This window comes from Allostigmatella hybrida (genome assembly GCF_020103775.1).
GTDB classification, from domain to species: Bacteria; Myxococcota; Myxococcia; order Myxococcales; family Myxococcaceae; genus Hyalangium; species Hyalangium aurantiaca.
Genome location: NZ_JAHXBH010000004.1, coordinates 269250 through 289472 on the forward strand (window position 1 = coordinate 269250; position 20223 = coordinate 289472).

Here is a 20223-nt window from a genome sequence, read left to right on the forward strand (position 1 = left end):
GGGCAGCATCCTCATTGTCGCCCGGAGCCGGTGGAAGTTGCTACCCCGGTTGGCTGCTTGAGCCCTCCCCGGCGTGGGCCTTCTGCTCCCGGTATTCCGAGATGTGGGCGTAGACGCTCTCGGGGAACTGGAGGTCCTTGTAGACGTTGCCCGCGTCGGGGTCCTCCGGGTTGGGGATGATGGGGAACTCCTGCTGCGCCTGGAAGGCGAGCACCTTCTCCCGGCGCGGCGGGTTGTAATCCCGGCCCTTCACCTGCTCGACCAGCGCCCGGGCCTGCTCCTCGCTGCAGTCCGGATTCTTCTGGAGCAGCGCGATGAGCTCCTCCTCCTCCGTGAAGTGCCGCGCCACCATCGCGAACACCAACTGGCCGTAGTGGCCGATGTTCTGGCCTGCTTCGAGCGCGTCGAGCAGGTGGGCCATCATTCCATTCTTTCGCAGTGCGTCGATTGCCATGGGGGGATACCTCTCCAGGTGGATCCAACTCAGGGTCTGTGGCTGAAAAGATGTTCAGCGGTGGCGGAGGTGCCAGCCCAGAGGGGGATGGATGCCTGCCCCTCGCTCAGGCTGTCTGCCGGGGGACGGGGCACTGTGCTGGAAGCGGAAACCGCTCACTGTGCCTTGCGCCAGAGGTAGCCCCCCTGTACCTGCTGCCCTAATCGCTCAGCGTGGGAGAAGCCCATGGTAGAGATGTTGATCGGCGTGGTGGTGATGGTGTTCCTGGTCGTGGTGCTCGGACCGGGGCTGTGGAGCTCGAGCTTGAGCCTTCGCCGGGAAGAGGACGCGCGGCGCAAGCGCGAGGAGCAGCACGAGAAGGAAGAAGCGCAGAAGCAGTGAACCGGGTGAAGCCCCTTGCGAGGCTCCACCCGGTCCGAGGAGCAGTCCCAGGCTCCGCTTGAAAGGCGAGCCGCGCTTACCAGCTCACCGAATCGAGGTAGACGGTGCCCGTCCAGGCGCCATCGGTGAAGATTTCGAGCCCCAGCTCGGCCACGGGGGACACGGCGTTGGCGGGAACCTGCAGGAACACGGTGTTCCAACTGCCCGCCGTCATGGGGCCGGTGCTCACCCACGCGCCGGTGTACTTCCACCCTCCGCCCGCGCCCTGGATGAGGAAGGGCTGAAGCGCGCTGACGCGGCTGCCCGTGGGAAACCAGACCCGGAAGGAGAGCTTCGCGCCCGCCGGTAGGGCCACGTTGGCCACGGACACCTTGACGAGCCCGCCCGTCCCCGTGGACTCCAGCTTCGCCGCCAGCGCGTGCGTGCCCGCCCAGGCCTGCTCCGTGGAGGACGCCACGCCCTTGAGCATCTCGCCCCACATGACCCAGCTCTGCAGACCGTCCTCGAAGTGGAACGGGGCCGTGTCCGGCGGCGTGGGCGTGGGGCCCTCGCTGGGCAGCGGCAACCCGCCCGCCCGTAGGAATGCACCGGCCCGGCTCTTCATGAAGAGCTGCCCGTCCGTGTAGACGTCATTCGTGTAGGAGCTCTGGCGGCCCTCCCCGCGGCCGAAGAGCAGGGCGATGACGCCGCTCTGGGCGAACTTCTCCAGGTGCGCGGTGTCGCCCGTGCCAAAGAAGTACTCGGCCCGGTTGTCCTGATAGCCCGCGCGGGGTGCGTCGCCGGTGTTGTCCACGTTGAGGTGGTTCGAGTTGCCCAGCGGGATTTGCCACAGCACCCAGCGCTTGCCGGCGGCCACGTTCCACAGGCGCAGCCACTCCGCGTAGCGGTTGAAGCTCTTCGAGGTAAGGGGCGCCGTGTCGCTGGGATCCCACCACCGGTCCTGTCCGGCGTTGAGCTGGTAGAACTCGGCATCGCGGTCGAGCGGGTCGGCCACGAGCACGTCCCAGGTGGCCCCCGTCACGTTGGGCGCCAGGCCCAGCGGCTGGAGGAACGTGTGGACCTTGTCCACCTCGGGCTCCAGCGGATCCGTGAGCGAGAAGTGGGCGATGTCCTTGCCGCTCGCCCAGGCCGAGATGTGGATGCCCAGGATGGCGTTGCTGGCGCCCACGGCCTTGCTCAGCTGGAGGAACGCGAGCCCCCAGCCGGCCACCGTGTCGGGCAGCCCGGCCAGCTCCGGCAGGCCGGTGGCCGCCACCGCCGCGTAGGCGTTGGGGTTGTCTGCGGACTGGTGCTCCATCAGCGCGAAGCCATCGGCCTCCATCAGGATGAGCACCGGCTTGCCGAAGTCCTTGGCCCGCTGCATGAGGAGCTTGAAGTCCTCGAAGTAGCCCTTCATGGTCGCGGTGTTCTGCGCCTTGGCGAGGAACTGAGCCTCGCCGCCGCCCGCCTCACCGTTGAGCTGGTAGTACTGGATGGCGGGCACGAAGCCCTGGGTGTCGCACTCCTTCATGTACTTGAGGCCCCAGGTGCCGTCGTGCTGCCCGTAGCCGAAGTTGTCGGCCCAGCCTTTGACGAAGTAGCGGTAGCGCACGTTCCAGGGCACCCCGCTGTCCTTCATCCACGTCTTCCCGTTCTCCTCGAAGAGCCCCACCATCAGCGTGGCCGGCAGCCCCACGGGAATGCTCCCCGCGGGGGGAGCTCCCTGCACCGCGTGGATCCGTTCCGGATCCGCCGCCGCCCACCCCGGCTGCCAGGCCATGCTCGCCCCCACCATCGCCGCCCATCCCCACATCCGTCTCATGACGTCGAAAGTAGGGAGGGCCTATCCGCTTTCATTCCCTGTCCTTTGGGCCTGCCTTGAGTGCGGCGGGGCGGACGGCCCTGACTTCAGGGAGGCTTCACGCGCGGACTCGGACTTCGGGGAGGGGCGGCCCCGCATTTCACCCGGGATGTGCTGTGCTCACGATGCCCACCCTGGCCTACGTCAGAGGAGGCACCTCGGAGTGGGGTTCGATTGACACGCTGTCGCATGACTTAGACGATGCCCGCATGTCCGAATCACACTGTTCATCCAGAATTTCCAGACTTGCGGCACTTTCTCTTCTCCTGGCCCTCGCGGCCTGTGGCAGCGACATCGTGGACCCGAAGCCCGACGCGGGCGACGGAGGCAACAACCCGCCGGATGCTTCGACGGATGCAGGCACCGACGGGGGCACCGTCGACCCGACGGATTGCGGCAACGGCACGCTCCAGGCCGGGGAAGCTTGCGACGATGGCAATAGGAACGACGGGGACGGGTGCTCGTCGGTCTGTACCATCGAGACGAACGAGAACGGGTGGATCTGCCGGACGCCGGGCCAGCCGTGCGTGCGCAACGAGTGCGGCGACGGCGTGCGCGGGCTGAAGGAGGCGTGCGACGACTTCAACGCCAAGTCTGGAGACGGGTGCAGCGCCACGTGTGCGGTGGAGAGCGGCTGGAACTGCCCGAGCACGGGCGGCAACTGCCAGGCGGCCAAGTGCGGCGACAACATCATCGCCGGTGACGAGGAGTGCGAGGACGGCAACTCCGCGGCGAACGATGGGTGCAGCGCCACGTGCCGTCTGGAGGAAGGGTTCAAGTGCCCGACGCCGGGCCAGGCGTGCGCGCGCACCACGTGCGGAGACAAGAAGGTGGAGGGCACCGAGCAGTGCGACGATGGCAACAACGACATGGGCGATGGGTGCTCGCCGTTGTGCAAGCGGGAGCCGGTGTGCAGCAACGGCAATTGCACGGCCATCTGTGGCGACAACCTCATCCTGCCGGGCAGCGCGGAGGAGTGCGATGACGGCAACGTGCGGGACAACGACGGGTGCTCGTCGCAGTGCAAGCTGGAGGCGGGCTTCCAGTGCAAGCAGATCGAGAGCGAGCCGCCGTCCGAGGTGAAGATCCCGGTCGTCTACCGCGACTTCATCGGCAACGACCGGAACCACCCCCAGAAGCACATCGACTTCGAGAACGCCACGGGCAGCGGTGAGTTGGAGATCGTCAAGGAGACGCTAGGCGCCAACCAGAAGCCGGACTACGCGAAGGAGGGCCAGCCGAGCGCCAGCACCCACGGCAAGGCCCTCTTCGACCAGTGGTACACCGACTCGGCCCGGAGCAAGACCATCGTCGAGACGCTGACGCTGACCCAGGAGAAGGACGGCCAGGGCCGGCCGACGGGCAACTACGTGTACTCCAACAGCAACTTCTTCCCGCTGGACAAAAAGGGCTGGGTGGCGACGGGAGACGAGCCCGAGCGCACGGGCGGCCACAACTTCAACTTCACCAGCGAGAACCGGTACTGGTTCGAGTACAAGGGCACCGAGAAGCTCTCGTTCACCGGCGACGATGACGTGTGGGTCTTCATCAACAAGAAGCTCGCGCTGGATCTCGGCGGCGTTCACCCGGAGCAGAGCGGAACGGTGGACCTCACCACGGCCGCAGCCGTCACGAAGTTCGGCCTGAGGAAGGGCGGCGTTTACGAGGCCGTCGTGTTCCAGGCCGAGCGGCACACCACCCAGTCCAACTACAAGCTCACCCTGGGCAACTTCACCACCAAGCGGACCGAGTGCACGAGCAGCTGCGGCGATGGCAAGGTGCAGCCGCCCGAGGAGTGCGACACGGGGACGAACCCTGGCGGCTACGGCCAGTGCGCGCCCGGATGCATCTTTGGCCCGCGCTGCGGCGATGGTGTGGTGCAGGAGGCGTTCGGCGAGAGCTGCGACGACGGGAACGACGACAACGACGACCTGTGCAGCAACACCTGCAAGCCGCGCATCGGCTAAGGCCGTCTCCGGGGGGGCCGCGCCGTCCGGCGGCTCCCCGCTCCCTGGGCAGGGAAGCATTCCGGGCCTGAGGACACCTGAGGGGAGGCGGCGCCGGACTTCGGTCCCCCCCCTGGGCCAAATTCCATGAAGACAGGGTAGACTGGGTTTAGCCACCGTTCTGCCCTGTCCTCTTTCTGGCCCCATCGCGCATGAAGCTCAGCCTCGCAGCCCGGGTGACCGCCGCGTTTTTGCTCGTGGTGTTCGTTCTGACATTCGGCAGCGTGGCGATGGTGGCCTTGTCGCTGCGCAAGAGCCTCGAAGAGGGGCTCGCCCGGGACATGGAGCAGGACATCTCCAGTTGGCGGGGGCTCCTGGAGCAGGAGGGGCGGGTGCTGGCCGCGGCGTCCCGGGGCATCGTGACCCGGAGCGCGGTGCGCTCGGTGTTCGAGGGCCCCGGAGCGGAGGCCGCCGCGATCCAGGACATCGCCAGTGAGCAGCGCGCGTTGCTGGGCGTGGACCTGCTGCTGCTCATCGATCCTGCCGGGAAGGTGCGGGCGGGCAGCCTCACGGGCGAGATGCCAACGGTGCCCCCCGTGCGCGAGCTGCGCGGGCGCACCGGCCTGCTCCTGGCGGAGGACATTCCCTACTGGAGCGTGAGCACGCCGGTGGAGGTGGGTGGGCGCCTCGTGGGCTATCTCCTGCTGGGCATCCGCCTGGACGAGGGGCCGGTGCAGCGGTTCCAGGAGCAGCGCGGCACGGAGATGATGCTGCTCATGGGCCGGAGCATGAACGCCCGGGGGCTGCACTCGGTGAAGCCCCAGGACGTGCTGCCGGTGCTGCCCTCCTCGGGCAACTTCCGCCGCTTCCTGATGCTGGGCGGGGTGCGGGTGCTCGCGGCCCAGGTGGAGGTGGGCGAGGGGCTGCGGCTGGTGCTCGTGCGCCGCGCGGAGGAGGACTACGCCCGCTTCCACGCCACCCAGCTGGGGCTCGTGGGGCTGGGGGCGGCGTGCGCGCTGATTGCCGGCGCGGTGGCTTTCCTCATGGCGCGGCGAGTGACGGAGCCCTTGCGGCAGCTCACCGCCGCCACGGCGCGCGTGGTGGCCGAGGGGGACTTCCGGGGCACGCTGGAGGTGAACTCGCGGGACGAGATTGGCGAGCTGGCCACGTCATTCCAGCAGATGATGCAGCGGCTGCGGGACGTGCTGCTCGCGCTGCGTGCCGCCTCCGCGCAGCTGGAGAGCGCCGCCACCCAGCTCTCCCATGAGGCCTCGGAGCAGAACCGCACGGCCACGCGGCAGGTCGCTGCGCTCTACGAGACGCAGGTGACGGCGCAGGAGCTCCAGCGCAGCTCCCAGGCAGCGGCCCTGCGGGCGCAGACGATTCTCCAGGTGGCCGAGCAGGCGGACTCCCTGGGCAGCGCCGGCGAGCACTCGCTGGAGAGCAGCGTGGGCGGGCTCACGCACATCCGGGAGCAGGTGGATCAGATCGCCCGCACCAGCCAGGAGCTCCAGCAGCGCACCGCGCAGATTGGCGGGATTACCCAGACGGTGAAGGACCTGGCCGACCAGTCCAACATGCTGGCGCTCAATGCCGCCATCGAGGCGGTGCGCAGCGGCGAGCACGGCAAGGGCTTCGGCGTGGTGGCCCGGGAAATCCGCTCCCTGGCGGACCAGTCCGCCGAGGCCACGGGGCGGGTGCAGGAGATCCTCACCGACATCAGCCGGGCCATCGCCGCCACCGTGCACACCAGCGAGAGCGGCGCGCGCGAGGTGGAGGGAGGGCTTGCCCAGGTGCGGGCCACGGGCGAGAGCCTCCGGGCCCTGGCCACCCTCATTCACGACAACGGGCTCGCCGTCCGGGAGATCGCCGAGACGGTGAGCCAGCAGGATGCCGGCATCGCGCAGATTTTCGAGGCCCTGCGGGACTTGTCGATGCTCTCCCAGGAGACCGTGACGCGCCTGACCGCCACGGAGCAGGCCGCCTCGAAGCTCTCCCTGGCCTCCCGCGAGGTGGGCTCCATCGTGGGCCAGTACAAGCTCTGAGGCGGGGTTACTGCGGCTGGCCCTCGCGGCCGTTGCCGCCCCCCTCGGTGACCCAGCCCGAGCGCGCGGGGCCCATGGCCGCGCCCAGCTCGTAGGCGTGGATGCCGAGGAACGGGGTGCCGTCGTTGTCCGAGTCCCAGTTGAGGTAGGCGCCCAGGAACAGGCGGCCCTGGTGGAGCGCGGGGGGCGTCACGAACGGCGCCTGGCCCTGGAGCTTGCAGGAGATGCGCTCTTCTCCCTCCTGGGAGAACTCGTGCACGTACGAGTCGAAGTACGAGTCGGGCCCCTTGCAGCCGAAGTCACAGTCCTCGGGCACGGGGCGGTCCACCAGCAAGAGCGTGCTCCGGTCGGTGAGCAGGGGCGCGGAAGGCGAGTCTCCCACGGGCAGCGTCCAGCGCAGCGCGCCGCTCGCCACATCCACGCCATAGAAGAACTGGCCGCTCACGTGGGGCTCGGTGGGGCAGGAGGCCCCGGTGCACCGGCCGTCCGCGAGCGCCAGCAGCGCCTTGCCGCCGAGCGCCACGTTGCCGTGCGGATAGGGGCCAAAGGGAAGCTCGCCCTCCGAGCGGGAGTGGGAGATGCCGGTGGTGCCGAGCGTGGCCAGGAAGCCCCCGGTGCCGGCGTCGGCGAGCTCCTCGGTGGAGAGCAGCAGCGTGCCGTTGCTGACGGCGACGGGCTCCCGGTGGCCCGCGCGCGTCTGGCGCCACCGCTGGGTTCCCCCGTCCGTATAGGACAGCAGCTCGGTCTGCTCCTGGCCCCAGTTGTAGGTGGACGTATAGAGGTGGCCCTGCGCATCGGCGATGGGCTGGGACAGGCGCTCGGGGGCGTTGAGCTGCCAGGCCACCGCGCCCGTGGCCGCGTCCAGCGCAATCAGGGCGTTGCAGGCCGTCCGCTCGCCCGTGGCGTGTACGGCGACCACCAGGTGGGACGGCGTGAGCACGGGGGCGGAGACCCAGGCCCACTGGCAGTCCGCATCGAGCAGGGGCGGCAGGGGCGTGGTCCACAGGACGCTGCCGTCCGCCGCCGCCAGCGCCGAGACGCGCGCGGTGGCCCCATTCAATGTCCCGTAGAGCCGCCCGCCGGAGCTGAGGTCCACGTGGACGTACTCCGTGCCGGACAGAGGCTGCCGGTAGCGGAGGCTCCCGTCCCGGCCGAGCGAGAGCAGCTCGCAGGTGCGCTCCTCGATGGGGCCCTCCCCATACCGGGGGCACTCCGTGGCGTAGAGGTTGCCCTCGGCATCCATCGTCCCCGTGAACTCCAGCGCGCGGTCATCGCGGGGCACGTAGGACCAGGCGAGCGCTGCCGTTCCCTCGGGGCCCGAGCAGGTGGGGGCGGCGTTGGTTTCCGTCTCCTCGCCGGGGGCGATGGGCGCCGGAGGGGCCTCGGATGCAGCGACTGGCTCCGGGGGGCTCCCGGCAGGGGCCGTGCCCACTGCCTCCGGGCCACATCCCGCCACCGCACAGAGTCCCACCGCCACCACGCTCCAGGTCCATCGCATGACACGCCTCTCGCCCTTCAAGGTGATGCGAGAGGCTGATCATCGGGATATTCCCGCGCAACGCTCAGGGGACGGAGCGAGCGCTTCACTGGTGGGCTGCTGGTGTTCAGCCCGGCTCGCCCCCGTCGATGGCGTAGGCGGCCCCGGTGATGCCACCCGCCGACTCCGAGGCCAGGAAGAGGCACACGGCGGCCACCTCCTGCGGCAGGATGATGCGGCCCATGGCGTTCATCCCCGCGAGCGCCTCGCGCGCCTGCTCCTGGGTGCGGCCGGTGGCCTGGGTGATGCTGCCCACGGCGGCGGAGAACATGTCGGTCTCCACCCAGCCCGGGTTCACCTGGTTCACCGTCACGCCCTTGCGCGCGTACTCCACCGCCAGCGCCCGCGTCATGCCGAGCAGGGCGTGCTTCGAGGCGCAGTAGGCGGAGGTGTACCGGGCCCCGCGCGTCGCCGTGATGGAGCCGATGCTGATGACGCGCCCGCCGCCGGCGGCCACCATGGGGGGAATCAGCTCGCGGCAGAAGATGAAGGGCGCCGTCACGTTCACGGCCATCACCTTGTTCAGGTCCTCGGTGCGCGTCTTCGTCAGCGGCGCGGACAGGGTGATGCCCGCGTTGTTCACCAGCACGCGCGGCGTCCCGGCCTGGAGCACCGTGCGGCAGGCCTCCAGCACGGCCCCCTCGTTCGCCACGTCCACCGCGAGCGGGCGCAGGGCCTCACCGGCCTCCTTGCGCAGGCCTTCCAGGGCTTCGGCGGAGCGGGCCAGGGCCCACACCTCGTACCCCTCGCGGATGAACGCCAGCGCCACTTCCCGGCCAATGCCCCGGCTGGCGCCGGTCACCACTGCCGTCTTCTTGGGAGTCGTCATGGGGCGGCACGATAGCCAGAGCGGCCCGGGAAGGGGTACAAGCCCGTGCATCCCGCCCACCCGAGGAATCCCCATGCCGCGCGCGGAGATAACGGATCTGCTCCTGCTGGAGGAGCTGCTGACGGACGAGGAGAAGGCGGCCCGCGACACCGTGGCCCGCTTCGTGGACAGGGAGGTGCTGCCCATCATCGGCCACCACTTCCGCGAGGGGACATTTCCCGCGCACCTCATCCCGGGGCTGGCGGAGATGGGCGTGCTGGGCGCCAACCTCCAGGGCTACGGCTGCGCGGGGATGAACACGGTGAGCTACGGCCTCATCCTCCAGGAGCTGGAGCGGGGGGACTCGGGCCTGCGCTCCTTCGCCTCGGTGCAGGGCTCGCTGTGCATGTTCCCCATCCACGCCTATGGCAGCGACGAGCAGAAGGAGCGCTTCCTGCCGGGCATGGCCCAGGGGCGCCTCATCGGCTGCTTTGGCCTCACCGAGCCGGACTTCGGCTCCAACCCGGGCGGCATGCGCACCCGGGCGGTGAAGGACGGGGACACCTGGGTGCTCAATGGCGCCAAGGCGTGGATTACCAACGGCGCCATCGCGGACGTGGCGGTGGTGTGGGCCAAGACGGAGGAGGGCGGCGCCGAGTCCGTGCGTGGCTTCCTCGTGGAGAAGGGGATGCCAGGCTTCAGCGCGCGGGAGATTCCCGGCAAGTTCTCGCTGCGCGCCTCGGTGACGAGCGAGCTGTCCTTCCAGGACGTGCGGGTGCCGGAGCGCAACGTGCTGCCGAAGGTGACGGGGCTGCGCGGGCCCCTGTCCTGCCTCAACAACGCGCGCCTGGGCATCGCCTTCGCGGTGACGGGGGCCGCCATCGCCTGCTTCGAGGGGGCGCGCGAGTACGCGCTCTCGCGCAAGCAGTTCGACGGCAAGTCCATCGCCGGCTACCAGCTCACCCAGGAGAAGCTGGCGGACATGCTCCAGGAGATCGTCAAGGCGCAGCTCCTGTCCCTGCGGCTGGCGCGGCTCAAGGACGCGGGCAAGGCGACGCCCGTGATGGTGAGCCTGGCCAAGCGCAACAACGTGAAGGCCGCGCTGGAGATCGCCCGCACGGCGCGCGGGGTGTACGGCGCCAACGGCGTCACCGACGCGTACCCGCCCATCCGGCACATGCTCAACCTGGAGAGCGTCTTCACCTACGAGGGCACCCACGAGGTGCACACGCTGGTGCTGGGCAAGGCCATCACCGGCCTCGACGCCTTCAACTGAAGAAACCCCCTGCCCGGAAAGCCCCCTCCCGGGAAGGAGGGGGCCTGAGGCGGAGAGGGCTACGAGGCCTGAGGCTCCGAGGGGCCGTTGCCGGCCTCCGGGCTCTCCTCGGCGGGGGACGCGGCGCCTTCGGCGGCCTCCTCGCCGGCCTCGGGCTCGTCCGGAATCTCCGGCGCGGTGCCCGCGGCCTCGGCGGCCTGCTGCGTCTTGACGTCCTCATCGCTCATGAAGCCGATGGGGCTCTCCTTGCGGTTGAGGAAGCGCACCGACTTCTTGGAGAGCGCGAACATCTGCTCCGCGGTGGCGGCGGGCACCAGCGAGTGCTCGATCTGCGCCGGCTCGGGGCGCTCCACCACCGCGAGCACGCCGTCCTCCAGCTGCTTGGCCTGGGAGGGGCTGAGCTCCATGCGGCGCAGCTTGCCCTTGCGCGTCATGAAGTAGAACGTCGTCTCGCCGGTCTCGGAGGGCACCTGGGCGCCCTGCACCAGCTCGCGCAGGGCCTTGTCCAGCTCGGCCTGCTTCTTTGACTCGATGCGCTGGTAGGCCTTGGAGCCCGGCATCGGCGGCAGCTTGGGAATCGGCCGCTCGGCGGCGGCGGCGGCGGTGGGCGCGGGGCGGCCCGGCGGCGGACGGCTGGCATCCCGCCGGGGCGGACGCTCGTCGTCCCTTCGCGGGGGCCGGTCATCCCGGCGGGGCGGCCGGTCGTCCCTTCGCGGCGGCCGCTCGTCCCGGCGCGGCGGCCCACCTTCGGCGCGCTGCGGCTGGACAGGGGGCGGGCGGCGGGGGGCCGGAGCGCTCGTCTCTGCTTTTTTGGCCTGATCCTCGGATACGAGGCCTGCTTTCAGGAGTTTGTCGCGCAGGTTCTGCATGGGTCCGGCGTTCTATCCCTTGCACAGCCGGGCGCAAGGGGCGCTTGCCGCGTCTGTACACGCCACGTAACTTGCGCCGCCCGCCCGCCGGAGGAGCCGTGAGCCGTTTGAAGAGGTCCGTACTCGTTGCCGCCCTGGCGCTGTCCGCCTGTTCCGACCCCGTCGACAAGGCCGCCAAGGCGCGCATCTTCTCGGCCGAGGACCCTCCGAAGGTGGTGGCCTCGGCCGCCGAGAAGCTCCCCCCGGAGGACGTGGCCGACAACCCCCACGTGGCCCGGCGCATCCTCGGCATGGACGCGGCGGAGGTGACCGAGCGCCTGGGGCCCCACACCTACAAGGCCACCGTCTCCTACGAGTGGACCAACGGCGCGGCGCCCCCGGTGAAGATTTCCGAGACGCGCACGTTCGTGGCGGGCCCGGGCGGGGTCAGCGGCGACTTTCATGGTGTGCTGGAGAACAGCCGGGACCAGGGCCTGGAGGTGATGCGGGTCGGGGGCAAGGTGTTCGCCCGCAACCGCTACGGCACCTTCCGCCAGCGCCTGCGCGACCGGGGCATGGCCGAGCGCACCCGCACGGAGCTGACCGGCGCCATCCGCGACGTGGACAGCCTCTTCCAGGGCCGCATGCAGCTCTCCCCCCAGGGCACGGTGACGTACGAGGGCCGCACCGCGTGGCGCTATGACGTGACGCTGGGCGCGGCGGGCGAGGCCACCGCCCCCTCCAACCTGCCCGCGCTGCTGGAGCCCAAGGGCGGCCGGGACGAGACGACCCGCCGCCGGCTGGCGTTCTTCGAGCACCGGGTGCCCCAGTCCCTGGTGGGCGAGGTGCTGGTGGATGCCTCCACGTCCGTGGTCCTCAAGGTGCGCCTCAATGGCCACCTGGTGGTGCCCCCGGGCAAGGGGGCCGAGGGCGCGGAGCTGCGCGTGTCGCTGAACTCCGACATGTCGGCCATCGGCCAGGACCCCCAGCTCCAGCCGCCCGAGAACTTCCTGCCCGACGCCGACAAGCCCCAGGGCATCGCCGACGCCCTGGACCGCTTCGGCATCGAGCGCAACAAGGCGGACGCGGGCACCCCCGGCGCCGCGGAGCCCGCGGACCCGGTGGACGAGTAGGCGGGCGGGCAGGGGAGGGGTGGCCCGGCGACCCTGACCGCCGTGTCCTTCCCCGGCCTGGTGTTCCGTTTCCAGCACTCGTAACCCTCTGAAATCCTTGCGCTGGCCGTGGCCCCAGCCTTGCTGAGGACAGGGCCCATGCGCCGTGCGTGGGTGTGCTGGGTGTTCGTCCTGGGACTGGCGGGGCCTGCGTGGGCGGGCCGCGCCCACAGCCTGGCGCTCACCTTTTCCCCGGTGGGGGGCTTCCTGCTGACGCAGGCCGCGGACGGCAAGGCGGCGGGCTACAGCGTGGAGCTGGGCTGGTCCTACCGCCGGGACGAGGCCCTCGTGGAGGTGGGCGGACACGTGGCCTCCAGCCGGGTGCTCACCACGGCCACCCCCTTGAGTGTCCGTTTGACACCATTCCGGGAATCGCGCCTGCGGCCGTCCCTGGGGCTGGGGGCCAGCTTCCTGATTCCCCACGTGCGGGCCGTGTCGCGGCAGGAGGGCCACCCCGGGTTGCTGGTGGGGCTGGAATTGAGCGGAGGCCTAGAATTCGGCCTGCAAGAGCGTTTCTTTCTCAGCGCGGAAGCCTACTATCAGAACTTCTCGGCCCAGCCGGAGCCGCTGTCCGGGGAGCGCCAGGGCATGTCCTCGGTGTTCCTGGGAATGGGCGTCCGCCTGTAGCGCGCCACCCCAGGCGCTACAGCGGCGCAGCAAGATGTTGGGAGAAAATTTGACGGTCCTCTTGCGTCTTCTAGAATCCCCAACGGTTGCGGCCCGGACGCGTCTGACATGCGCGGATGTTCAGTGGGGGCCACTTCAAGGGAGCACAGATGGAGCGCAAGGTCGGTAGTAGCACGGTCACGACGAAGGAGGTCAAAACGGCGCTGGAGAAGGCGCGCACGCTGACCGCCGAAGAGGAGAAGGTGCTGCGGATGCGCCATGGCGTTGGCGCTCCGAGCACGCGTGCTCCCCTGCCTCGCGCCGCGGGTAACAACGAGGAGCTGGCCGACGAGCTGCTCGTCATCGAGATGCAGCTCATGAAGGCGATGCGCGCGCGCACCGGCCAGACGAAGACGGCGAGCAAGAGCCCGCCGAAGGCCGCCGCGCCCGCAAAGGAGCCGGTGAAGAACGCGGCGAAGGAAAAGATCGTCCGCGCGCTGCGCAAGAAGAAGTAGCCCCTCGCGCCGCGGCCACTACTGGTTGAGGATGGTCACGAGGCGGGCTCCCGCCTCGGGCAGGGCCAGCGGTGTGCCTGAAATCTCCTGGGCGAGCGTCTCCGCGTCGTCGGTGCCGCCCCGGGCGAACAGCCCTTTGAGCCACGTGCTGGCGGAGGGGTTGCGCCAGAAGTCCTCGTTGAAGCGCTCCATGAGCCAGCCCGTCAGCCGCGTCTCCAGGGCCCAGGCCCTCAAGTAGCGCGCCGAGTAGAGCTGCGGGTCCACGTCGAAGAGGAAGAAGCCCGGGTGGGGCTCGACGAAGAGCGCCCGGCGCTGGCCGGCCGCGTACTCCTCGGCCCGCTCCTCCGAGGGGCCGCGCGTGAACAGGGACACCTCGTAGGAGAGCTTCGCGCAGTGCCGCCGCAGCACCGCCAGGGCCTGGAAGGCGGCGATGCGCGCCACATCCTTCGCCAGCGCGGTGGGCAACTGCAGGTAGCGCTTGAGCCACTCGGGGGAGAGCAGCAGCCGCTCCGTGAGGGCCGCGAAGGCCTCGGTCACCGAGGCATCCCCCAGCCGGCGCAGCTCCAGGGGCAGCGCCTCGCCCACGTGGGCCAGGTGCTGGGCGTGGCCGGACTCGTGGAGCAAGTCTCCCAGGGCCCCCAGGCCCCCGCGGGGCTGGAGCACCAGGCGCACCTCGCCGGGCACGCGCACCGCGGCCACGAAGGGGCGGCGCGCCTTGCCGGGCCGCGGCTCATCGTCGATGCGGATGCGCCCCTGGGCCGTGGGCGGCAGGTTCCACTCGTTCAGCCAGCGCATCACCGCGGGGGTGAGGCTCTCGCGCAGGAAGAGGGGGTCCAACCACGGGGCCTGTAGCCCCGCTTGCAAGTCATGCCGCCGGGCATCCCCGCCAGGCAGCGGGTCCAGGGTGGGCTCCACCTTGTGCAGCACGTAGCCGAGCACGTCGCGGTAGGCATCCTCCGTGGCCCGGAGCGTCTGGTTCGCCGCCTCGACGAGCTTGTTCAAGGCAATGCCGGACACGTCCTCTCGCAGGGTGGGGTAGTCCTTGGCGCCGAGGTGCTCGGCGGTCCGGAGCGCCGCCTCGCGCCGCGCGCCGTACCGGCCCTTCTCGCCCCAGAGGAAGTTGCCCACGGCCCGCTCCAGCAGGGCCCGGCGGCCCCGGTTGGGCTCGTGGGGGAGCTGGGCAAGTGCCTCCCCGAAGGAGAGCGTCTGGTCATTGACGGTCAGGCACGCCTGGGCCTCCAGCCGCGCGATGGCCTCCACGTCGCGCGCGGCGAGGGCCTCCTCGGCCTGCCCGGCGATGAGCTCGCGCAGGAGCTGCAGGCGGCGCACCCCGAGGGGCTCGCCCTTGGCGCGGACCTTCTCCAGCGCCTCCGTGGCGGCGGCGAAGGAGTCCTCCGCGGACAGCTCGGGGAAGGAGGCGTGGAGGGGGGCGACGGGCAACTCTGGCGAGAGGCCCGCGCCGTAGCGGTAGTGGAGGTTGGCCAACTCGGCGAGAAAGTCGTCCAACCTCGCACGCACGGAGTGCACGGGACGGTCCATAGGCGGGCGGACGCTAACAGGAAGCGGCCCCCGGGGAAGGGAGGCGGGAAGGAAAAGTCCTCCGGAAAATGCTCCGGAATAGTCCCCTGCTCCGGCGTACCGGAAGGGAAGGGCCCGACGAACGAGGGAGGACACCATGCAAGCGAGGGAGGCCCTGGAACCCCTTTCGCGATGGGTCCCCTCTGTGCCAAGTAGCGGGACTGTGGAGTTCCCGTTCCGATTCTCCCGCTCCCGGAAGCGGGACCGGGAGCCCGAGGCTACCGAAGGCCCTCGCGCCGCGGCCCCGGTGGTGGGGGATGCGGCGGAGTTCCAGCGGGTGGTGGCCAGCTGCCAGGTGAAGCTGGAGGAGCGGGCGCGCTTTCTGTGCCGGGGCCGGAACCCATCGGATGCCACGGACCTCCTGCAGGACACCTACGAGCGGGCCTTCCGGGCCTTCCACACGTACGACCGGAATGCGCCCCCGCTGCCGTGGTTGGCCTCCATCCTCGTCCGGCGCTTTCTCGACCTGTGCCGGCACGACAAGCGCCACCCCGAGCAGGAGTTCACCGAGGCGCTGGACCGGCCGCGCGAGGAGGACGAGCCCGCGGAAGCCTGGGGCGGCTATACGCTGGACGATGTCTGGCGCGCGGTGGAGCTGTTGCCCCAGGAGTTCCGGGACGTGGTGCGGTTGAAGGACATGGAAGGGCTCTCGTACGCGCAGATTGGCCAGCGCCTGGGCATCGCCCCGATGACGGTGGGCACCCGGCTCTTCCGGGCGCGCAAGAAGCTCAAGGCGCTGCTCCTGAAGCAGGCGGGCCCGGAGGGCGGACGATGACGTCTTCCTGCGAGCAGTTGGCCGCCTTCGTGGATGGGGAGCTGTCCCCCGCGGAGGCGGAGGCCTTCCAGAAGCACCTGTCCGGCTGCGAGGAATGCCAGGTGGGGCTGATGGATCAGGTGCAGGCGAGCACCGCCGTGCAGGCCGCCGGGGAGCACGCCCGGCAGAAGACCCGCGCGCCCTTTCAACCCGTCCGGGCCCGGCGGCGGACCCGCGCCTTGCCGTATGCCGTGGGGGCCGTGGCCGTGGTCCTGCTCGGCGTCCTGGCGGTGCGTGGACTGCGGACGTCTCCCGAGGATCCCCTGCTGCTGGCCCATGCCGGGACACGGCCCCTGGAGGGCTGGCTCAGCTACCCGGGCGCGGGGCGCTACCGTCCCCTGGCCACGATGCGAAGCGGCTCGGCGGACCGGGCGGCGCTGGACCACCGCCGCCTGGCGGAACTCGAGGACCGGGGGGACTTCCACGGCGTGGCGACGGCGTACCTGCTCGCCGGTGAGTTCGAGCGCGCGGAGCAGTTCCTGGACCGGGTGCCCGCCTCCCCAGAGGCGGACAGTGACCGTGCGCTGGCGGCGCTGGGGCGGGGAGATGCCGAGCGCGCCCTGGGGCTGCTGGAGCACGCGCTGACGTCAGCGCCGCGGAGCCCGCGGGTGCACTGGAACCGGGGCGTGGTGCTGCGGGCCATGGCCCTGGAGCTGGCCGCCTCCGTCGAGTTCCAGCGCGTGGCGGACACGGCCGAGCCGGGCTGGAGCGAGGAGGCGAAGCGGCTCGCCGGAGGGCTTCGGGCCAGCGCGGAGGCCCGCCAGAAGGCGTGGAGCGCCTTGACGGAAGCGGGGCAGGCGCTGGCGTTGCAGGGCACGCCCATGCCCGCCGCGATGGTGCCGCGCAACCCAGGCCGGGTGCGGCTGTACCTCTACCATGCGCTCCGGACTGCGGCGTCGCGGGAGCAGGTGCTCGCGCTGCTGCCCCTGGCCCAGTCGCTGGACCAGGTGTCCCGGACGCGCACGGCCTCCGCCTCCGTCCAGCGCATCGCCCAGGCGGACTTCACGCGGCGGGCACCCCTGGCGGAGACGTACCGCACGCTGCTGGCGGACCCGGGGGCGCTGTCGGATGGGGAGAAGGCGGCGTACCTGGAGCGGCTCCGGCGCTCGGGCGAGCAGGACCTGCTCCTGGGGGCCATCCTCCTGATGGGGGCGGAGCGCCAGCACCTCGCCGAGGTGGAGCGGCTCGTCCAGGCTTCGGACGACGTGCTCTGGTACCGGGGGCCGCTGGTGAAGGCCCAGGCCCTGGAGGAGATGGCGCGGGGCGCGGGCACGGCGGCCGAGCAGCGCCTCCAGGAGGCCGTGGAGGACTCCCGCCGGGCGGGGCTGGACTACCGGAGCATCGCGCTCCAGGAAGAGCTGAGCACCCTCTACAACCGGCTGGACCGCCGCCGGGAGGCCATGCAGGTGGCGCGCGCGGCGCTGGAGGCGGCCCGCAGGACCGATGACTGGTTCCACGAGGACCTGCTCGTGTTCGACCTGGTGACGAGCGCCCGGTTGAGCCACGCCCCCGCGCTGGCCCGGGCCTACCTGGACGAGTACCTTCAGCGCGCCCCGGAGGACTGTGACCGGCGCGCGGAGTACCACCACTTCCGGGCCCTGCTGGCCGTGGAGGCGCTGGATGCGCAGGCAGCGCGGCACGAGCTGGCCCAGGCCCAGGCGTGCCCCGCGGCCCCGACACTGTTCGAGATCGCCGTCTACGGAGACCTGCTCCGGTTTGGCGCCACCGGAGCTGAGCGGGCACAGGCCGAGGACCGGATCCGCCTGCTGCGCCAGGACGCTTCGCTCGAACCGGACCAGCGCCTGCTGCTGGAGCACCTCGCGGGCCGCATCCTCATCGAGACGGATCGCACCGGGGGCCAGCGCATCCTCCGCGACGTCATCGCCGGGGCGGAGAAGCGCAGGGAAACGGACATCGAGGCACGCAAGGCCTGGTCCCACAGCTACCAGGCCCTGGTGCGGGACGCGGGCAAGGCCGGAGCGTTCGATGAGGCCATCGCCCTGCTCTCGGCCGAGCTCGAACGGACCGCGCCGTCCACATGCCTGCTGGCCCTGGCCGGGCAGGACGAGCGGATCCTCTTCGTGGCGAAGGGCCCCCAGGGCGAGACCCGGGGCGAATACCGCGAGGGGCTCACCCGCTCCCTGCACGAGGCGGTGCCTCCCGTCCCCGCCGCGCTCCAGGCGGTGCTCGAAGGCTGTGACACGGTGCGGGTGCTCGCGGAGCCGCTCCTGCAAGGACGGCCGGGGCTGCTGGGACCGGACCGGGCTTGGAGCTACCTGGCCCCCAAGGTCCGGGGGACGAATGCCCCGGCGGTGGGAACCTCCTTCAAGCACGTGGTCGTGTCGGACGTGGAGCCTCCGGCCTCCCTGGGCCTGCCGCGCTTGCTGCCCTGGAACCGCCCCCCGGAGCCGGGCGAGGTCCACCTGCGGGGCGCTTCCGCGACCCCCGAGGCCGTGCTGGCGGAGCTCACCGACGCCACCCAGGTGGAGTTCCACGCGCATGGCCTGAGCCGGTCCGGTTTCTCCGATGCGTCCTTCCTCGCGCTCTCGCCGGGCGCCAGGGGCCGCTACGCGCTGACGGCGGCGGACCTTCAGGGCCGCTCGCTCCGGGGCGCGCCCCTGGTGTTGCTGGCGGCGTGCGAGGCGAACGTGGGGGCCCTGCGCTACCACGATGTGTGGAGCCTGCCCGCGGCCTTCATCCAGGCCGGCGCGCGCTCGGTGGTGGCCCCGTCCTCCCAGGTTCCGGACGCCGAGGTGGGCACCTTCTTCCAGGAGCTGCTCGAACGCGTGGACGCGGGGGCCACGGCCGCCCAGGCGCTCCGGGACACGCGCCGGGCCTGGCTCCAGACCAAGCCCACGCGTTGGGTGGAGGACCTGGTGGTGTTCGAGTAGCCGGAAATAACGCTGGCCTGGGGCGTACAGGAGGAGAATCGTCACCTTGGACACCTCCTGGAGGTTTGGAATGAAGCGCGGACTTCTGCTGGCACTGCTCACGGCAACGGTGGCCCTGGCCAAAGAGCCTCAACGGGCCCAGGTGCCCCGGGGGGAGCCTTCTGGACAGAACGCGCCCCGCTCCACCCCCCTCGCCCCGGCGGCCGAGCCGGCCTACTTCGATGTCGTGGCCTCCAACGACAAGGGCCAGCGCGTGGGGACCTACCGGTTCTACCGGGACACCCGGAAGGTGGTCCTGCTGCGGGCCGGGAAGGAAATCGAGAACACGGCGGCCTTCAACCGCATCACCAGCCCCGGTGACTATGTGATTGCCGTGGCGCCGGAGAAGAAGCCGAAGCCCAACCCGCCCAACCCGGGGGACGAGTTCCGGAGCTCGTGGAAGGTGCCCCAGGCGGAGCTTCAAGAGGCCCTGAAGCAGGTCCAGGCCGAGGTGCCGGCGGCGAAGGGCTTCCTCGTCGGCCAGTTCGCCTCGGACGTGCCCCGGGCGCGGTAGCCGCGCGCCCGGCGTGGGGGCTCAGGCGAAGACGATGGTCTTGTTGCCGTCGACGATGATGCGGTCCTCGGCATGCCAGCGCACGGCGCGCGCCAGCACCTGGCGCTCGAGATCCCTCCCGAGGTGCCGCAGCTCGGGCACCGCCTGGCGGTGGGACACGCGGCCGGTGTCCTGCTCGATGATGGGTCCCTGATCCAGCTCCGACGTCACGTAGTGCGCCGTGGCGCCGATGAGCTTCACCCCCCGCTCATACGCCTGCTTGTACGGGTCGGCGCCGATGAAGGCCGGCAGGAACGAGTGGTGGATGTTGATGATGCGGTGGGGGTAGCGCGCCACGAACCCCGCCGAGAGGATGCGCATGTAGCGCGCCAGCACGACGAAGTCCGCCTGGCCCTCCAGGAGCGCCAGCATGCGGGCCTCCGACTCCGCGTGGGTGGCCGCGTCCACCGGCACGTGCTCGAAGCGCACCCCGAAGCGCTCCACCGCCTCGCGGAGGTCGGGGTGGTTGGAGATGACCAGGGGGATGTCCACCCGGAGCTCTCCGCGCTGCCAGCGCCAGAGCAGGTCCATCAGCGCATGGTCATGCTTGGAGACGAGGATGCCCATGCGGGGCTTGTCGGCGGCGAAGCTGAGGCGCCAGTCCATCTCGAAGCGCTGGCCCACGACATCCCCGAATGCTTGCTTCAGCGTGGCCCGGGACACGTCCAGGTGGGGCGTCTGGAATTCCAGGCGCATGAAGAAGCGGCCACCGGTGGGGTCCGTGGAGTACTGGTCCAGCTCGGTGACGTTGGCCCCATGGTGGTACAGGAACGTGGTGACCGCCGAGACGATGCCGGGGCGGTCAGGGCAGGTGATGAGCAAACGGGCCGTCGTCTCGAATTGGGAAATCATGGGCGCCAGGGGGGATGCGGGCCGTGGGGTGCGGAAGTGGTCATCATACTGGCTTCCCTGACGTGCCG

The 20223-nt window shown here is 70.6% G+C and carries 17 protein-coding genes; 10 read left to right on the forward strand and 7 right to left on the reverse strand.

Going from position 1 to position 20223, the window contains the following annotated elements:
- Positions 1–40: 40 nt before the first annotated feature.
- Positions 41–454: a hypothetical protein gene (locus tag KY661_RS10090; protein ID WP_075004542.1), complete on the reverse strand. Its 414-nt coding sequence runs from the start codon at positions 452–454 to the stop codon at positions 41–43.
- A 225-nt stretch (positions 455–679) separates the two neighbouring features.
- Here KY661_RS10090 and KY661_RS10095 point away from each other — a divergent pair, with 225 nt between their 5' ends.
- Positions 680–835 carry a hypothetical protein gene (locus KY661_RS10095; protein WP_225410004.1) on the forward strand — a complete coding sequence of 52 codons (156 nt, stop codon included), beginning with the start codon at positions 680–682 and terminating at the stop codon, positions 833–835.
- Between the two features lie 76 nt (positions 836–911).
- Here the strand turns inward: KY661_RS10095 and KY661_RS10100 are convergent, their stop codons facing one another.
- On the reverse strand, positions 912–2594 hold the full coding sequence (locus tag KY661_RS10100; RefSeq protein WP_225410005.1) for a hypothetical protein: 1683 nt from the start codon (positions 2592–2594) through the stop codon (positions 912–914).
- Positions 2595–2884: 290 nt separating this feature from the next.
- Between KY661_RS10100 and KY661_RS10105 the strand changes: the two genes are divergently transcribed.
- Together KY661_RS10105 and KY661_RS10110 are read left to right on the forward strand one after the other, a co-directional pair.
- A complete protein-coding gene (locus KY661_RS10105) occupies positions 2885–4642 on the forward strand; it encodes a DUF4215 domain-containing protein (protein ID WP_225410006.1) in 1758 nt (585 codons plus the stop codon).
- Between the two features lie 191 nt (positions 4643–4833).
- Positions 4834–6666 carry a methyl-accepting chemotaxis protein gene (locus tag KY661_RS10110; protein ID WP_225410007.1) on the forward strand — a complete coding sequence of 611 codons (1833 nt, stop codon included), beginning with the start codon at positions 4834–4836 and terminating at the stop codon, positions 6664–6666.
- Positions 6667–6673: 7 nt separating this feature from the next.
- On the opposite strand, the gene KY661_RS10115 is transcribed toward KY661_RS10110, so the two are convergent.
- Together KY661_RS10115 and KY661_RS10120 are read right to left on the reverse strand one after the other, a co-directional pair.
- The gene (locus KY661_RS10115) at positions 6674–8164 is read right to left on the reverse strand and encodes an outer membrane protein assembly factor BamB family protein (protein WP_225410008.1); all 1491 of its coding nucleotides are present in this window, start codon (positions 8162–8164) and stop codon (positions 6674–6676) included.
- Between the two features lie 106 nt (positions 8165–8270).
- Positions 8271–9032 carry an SDR family NAD(P)-dependent oxidoreductase gene (locus tag KY661_RS10120; protein ID WP_225410009.1) on the reverse strand — a complete coding sequence of 254 codons (762 nt, stop codon included), beginning with the start codon at positions 9030–9032 and terminating at the stop codon, positions 8271–8273.
- Positions 9033–9105: 73 nt separating this feature from the next.
- On the opposite strand from KY661_RS10120, the gene KY661_RS10125 reads away from it, so the two are divergent.
- Positions 9106–10287, forward strand: coding sequence for an acyl-CoA dehydrogenase family protein (locus tag KY661_RS10125; protein WP_225410010.1), 1182 nt, complete (start codon positions 9106–9108; stop codon positions 10285–10287).
- A gap of 59 nt (positions 10288–10346) precedes the next feature.
- Here the strand turns inward: KY661_RS10125 and KY661_RS10130 are convergent, their stop codons facing one another.
- Positions 10347–11156 carry a DUF2058 family protein gene (locus KY661_RS10130; RefSeq protein ID WP_225410011.1) on the reverse strand — a complete coding sequence of 270 codons (810 nt, stop codon included), beginning with the start codon at positions 11154–11156 and terminating at the stop codon, positions 10347–10349.
- Between the two features lie 98 nt (positions 11157–11254).
- Here KY661_RS10130 and KY661_RS10135 point away from each other — a divergent pair, with 98 nt between their 5' ends.
- The 3 genes from KY661_RS10135 to KY661_RS10145 all read left to right on the forward strand — a co-directional run bounded on the left by KY661_RS10135 (position 11255) and on the right by KY661_RS10145 (position 13428).
- Positions 11255–12268, forward strand: coding sequence for a hypothetical protein (locus KY661_RS10135; protein ID WP_075004548.1), 1014 nt, complete (start codon positions 11255–11257; stop codon positions 12266–12268).
- 138 nt (positions 12269–12406) lie between these two features.
- Entirely contained in the window at positions 12407–12934 is a 528-nt protein-coding gene (locus tag KY661_RS10140) for a hypothetical protein (protein ID WP_225410012.1), read from the forward strand.
- Between the two features lie 149 nt (positions 12935–13083).
- On the forward strand, positions 13084–13428 hold the full coding sequence (locus tag KY661_RS10145) for a hypothetical protein (protein ID WP_075005100.1): 345 nt from the start codon (positions 13084–13086) through the stop codon (positions 13426–13428).
- Between the two features lie 18 nt (positions 13429–13446).
- Here KY661_RS10145 and KY661_RS10150 read toward each other — a convergent pair whose 3' ends face one another.
- Positions 13447–14967, reverse strand: a complete 1521-nt coding sequence (locus KY661_RS10150) for a peptidase M3 (protein WP_225410013.1) — start codon at positions 14965–14967, stop codon at positions 13447–13449.
- Positions 14968–15169: 202 nt separating this feature from the next.
- Here KY661_RS10150 and KY661_RS10155 point away from each other — a divergent pair, with 202 nt between their 5' ends.
- From KY661_RS10155 to KY661_RS10175, 3 genes are all read left to right on the forward strand, one after another.
- A complete protein-coding gene (locus KY661_RS10155; protein WP_225410014.1) occupies positions 15170–15781 on the forward strand; it encodes an RNA polymerase sigma factor in 612 nt (203 codons plus the stop codon).
- The gene (locus KY661_RS37225) at positions 15778–18711 is read left to right on the forward strand and encodes a CHAT domain-containing protein (protein WP_263436862.1); all 2934 of its coding nucleotides are present in this window, start codon (positions 15778–15780) and stop codon (positions 18709–18711) included. The genes KY661_RS10155 and KY661_RS37225 overlap by 4 nt, the downstream gene beginning before the upstream one ends.
- Positions 18712–18781: 70 nt before the next feature.
- Positions 18782–19264 carry a hypothetical protein gene (locus tag KY661_RS10175; RefSeq protein WP_225410015.1) on the forward strand — a complete coding sequence of 161 codons (483 nt, stop codon included), beginning with the start codon at positions 18782–18784 and terminating at the stop codon, positions 19262–19264.
- A 21-nt stretch (positions 19265–19285) separates the two neighbouring features.
- Here the strand turns inward: KY661_RS10175 and purU are convergent, their stop codons facing one another.
- Entirely contained in the window at positions 19286–20155 is an 870-nt protein-coding gene (purU, locus tag KY661_RS10180; protein WP_225410016.1) for a formyltetrahydrofolate deformylase, read from the reverse strand.
- Between the last annotated feature and the right edge of the window lie 68 nt (positions 20156–20223).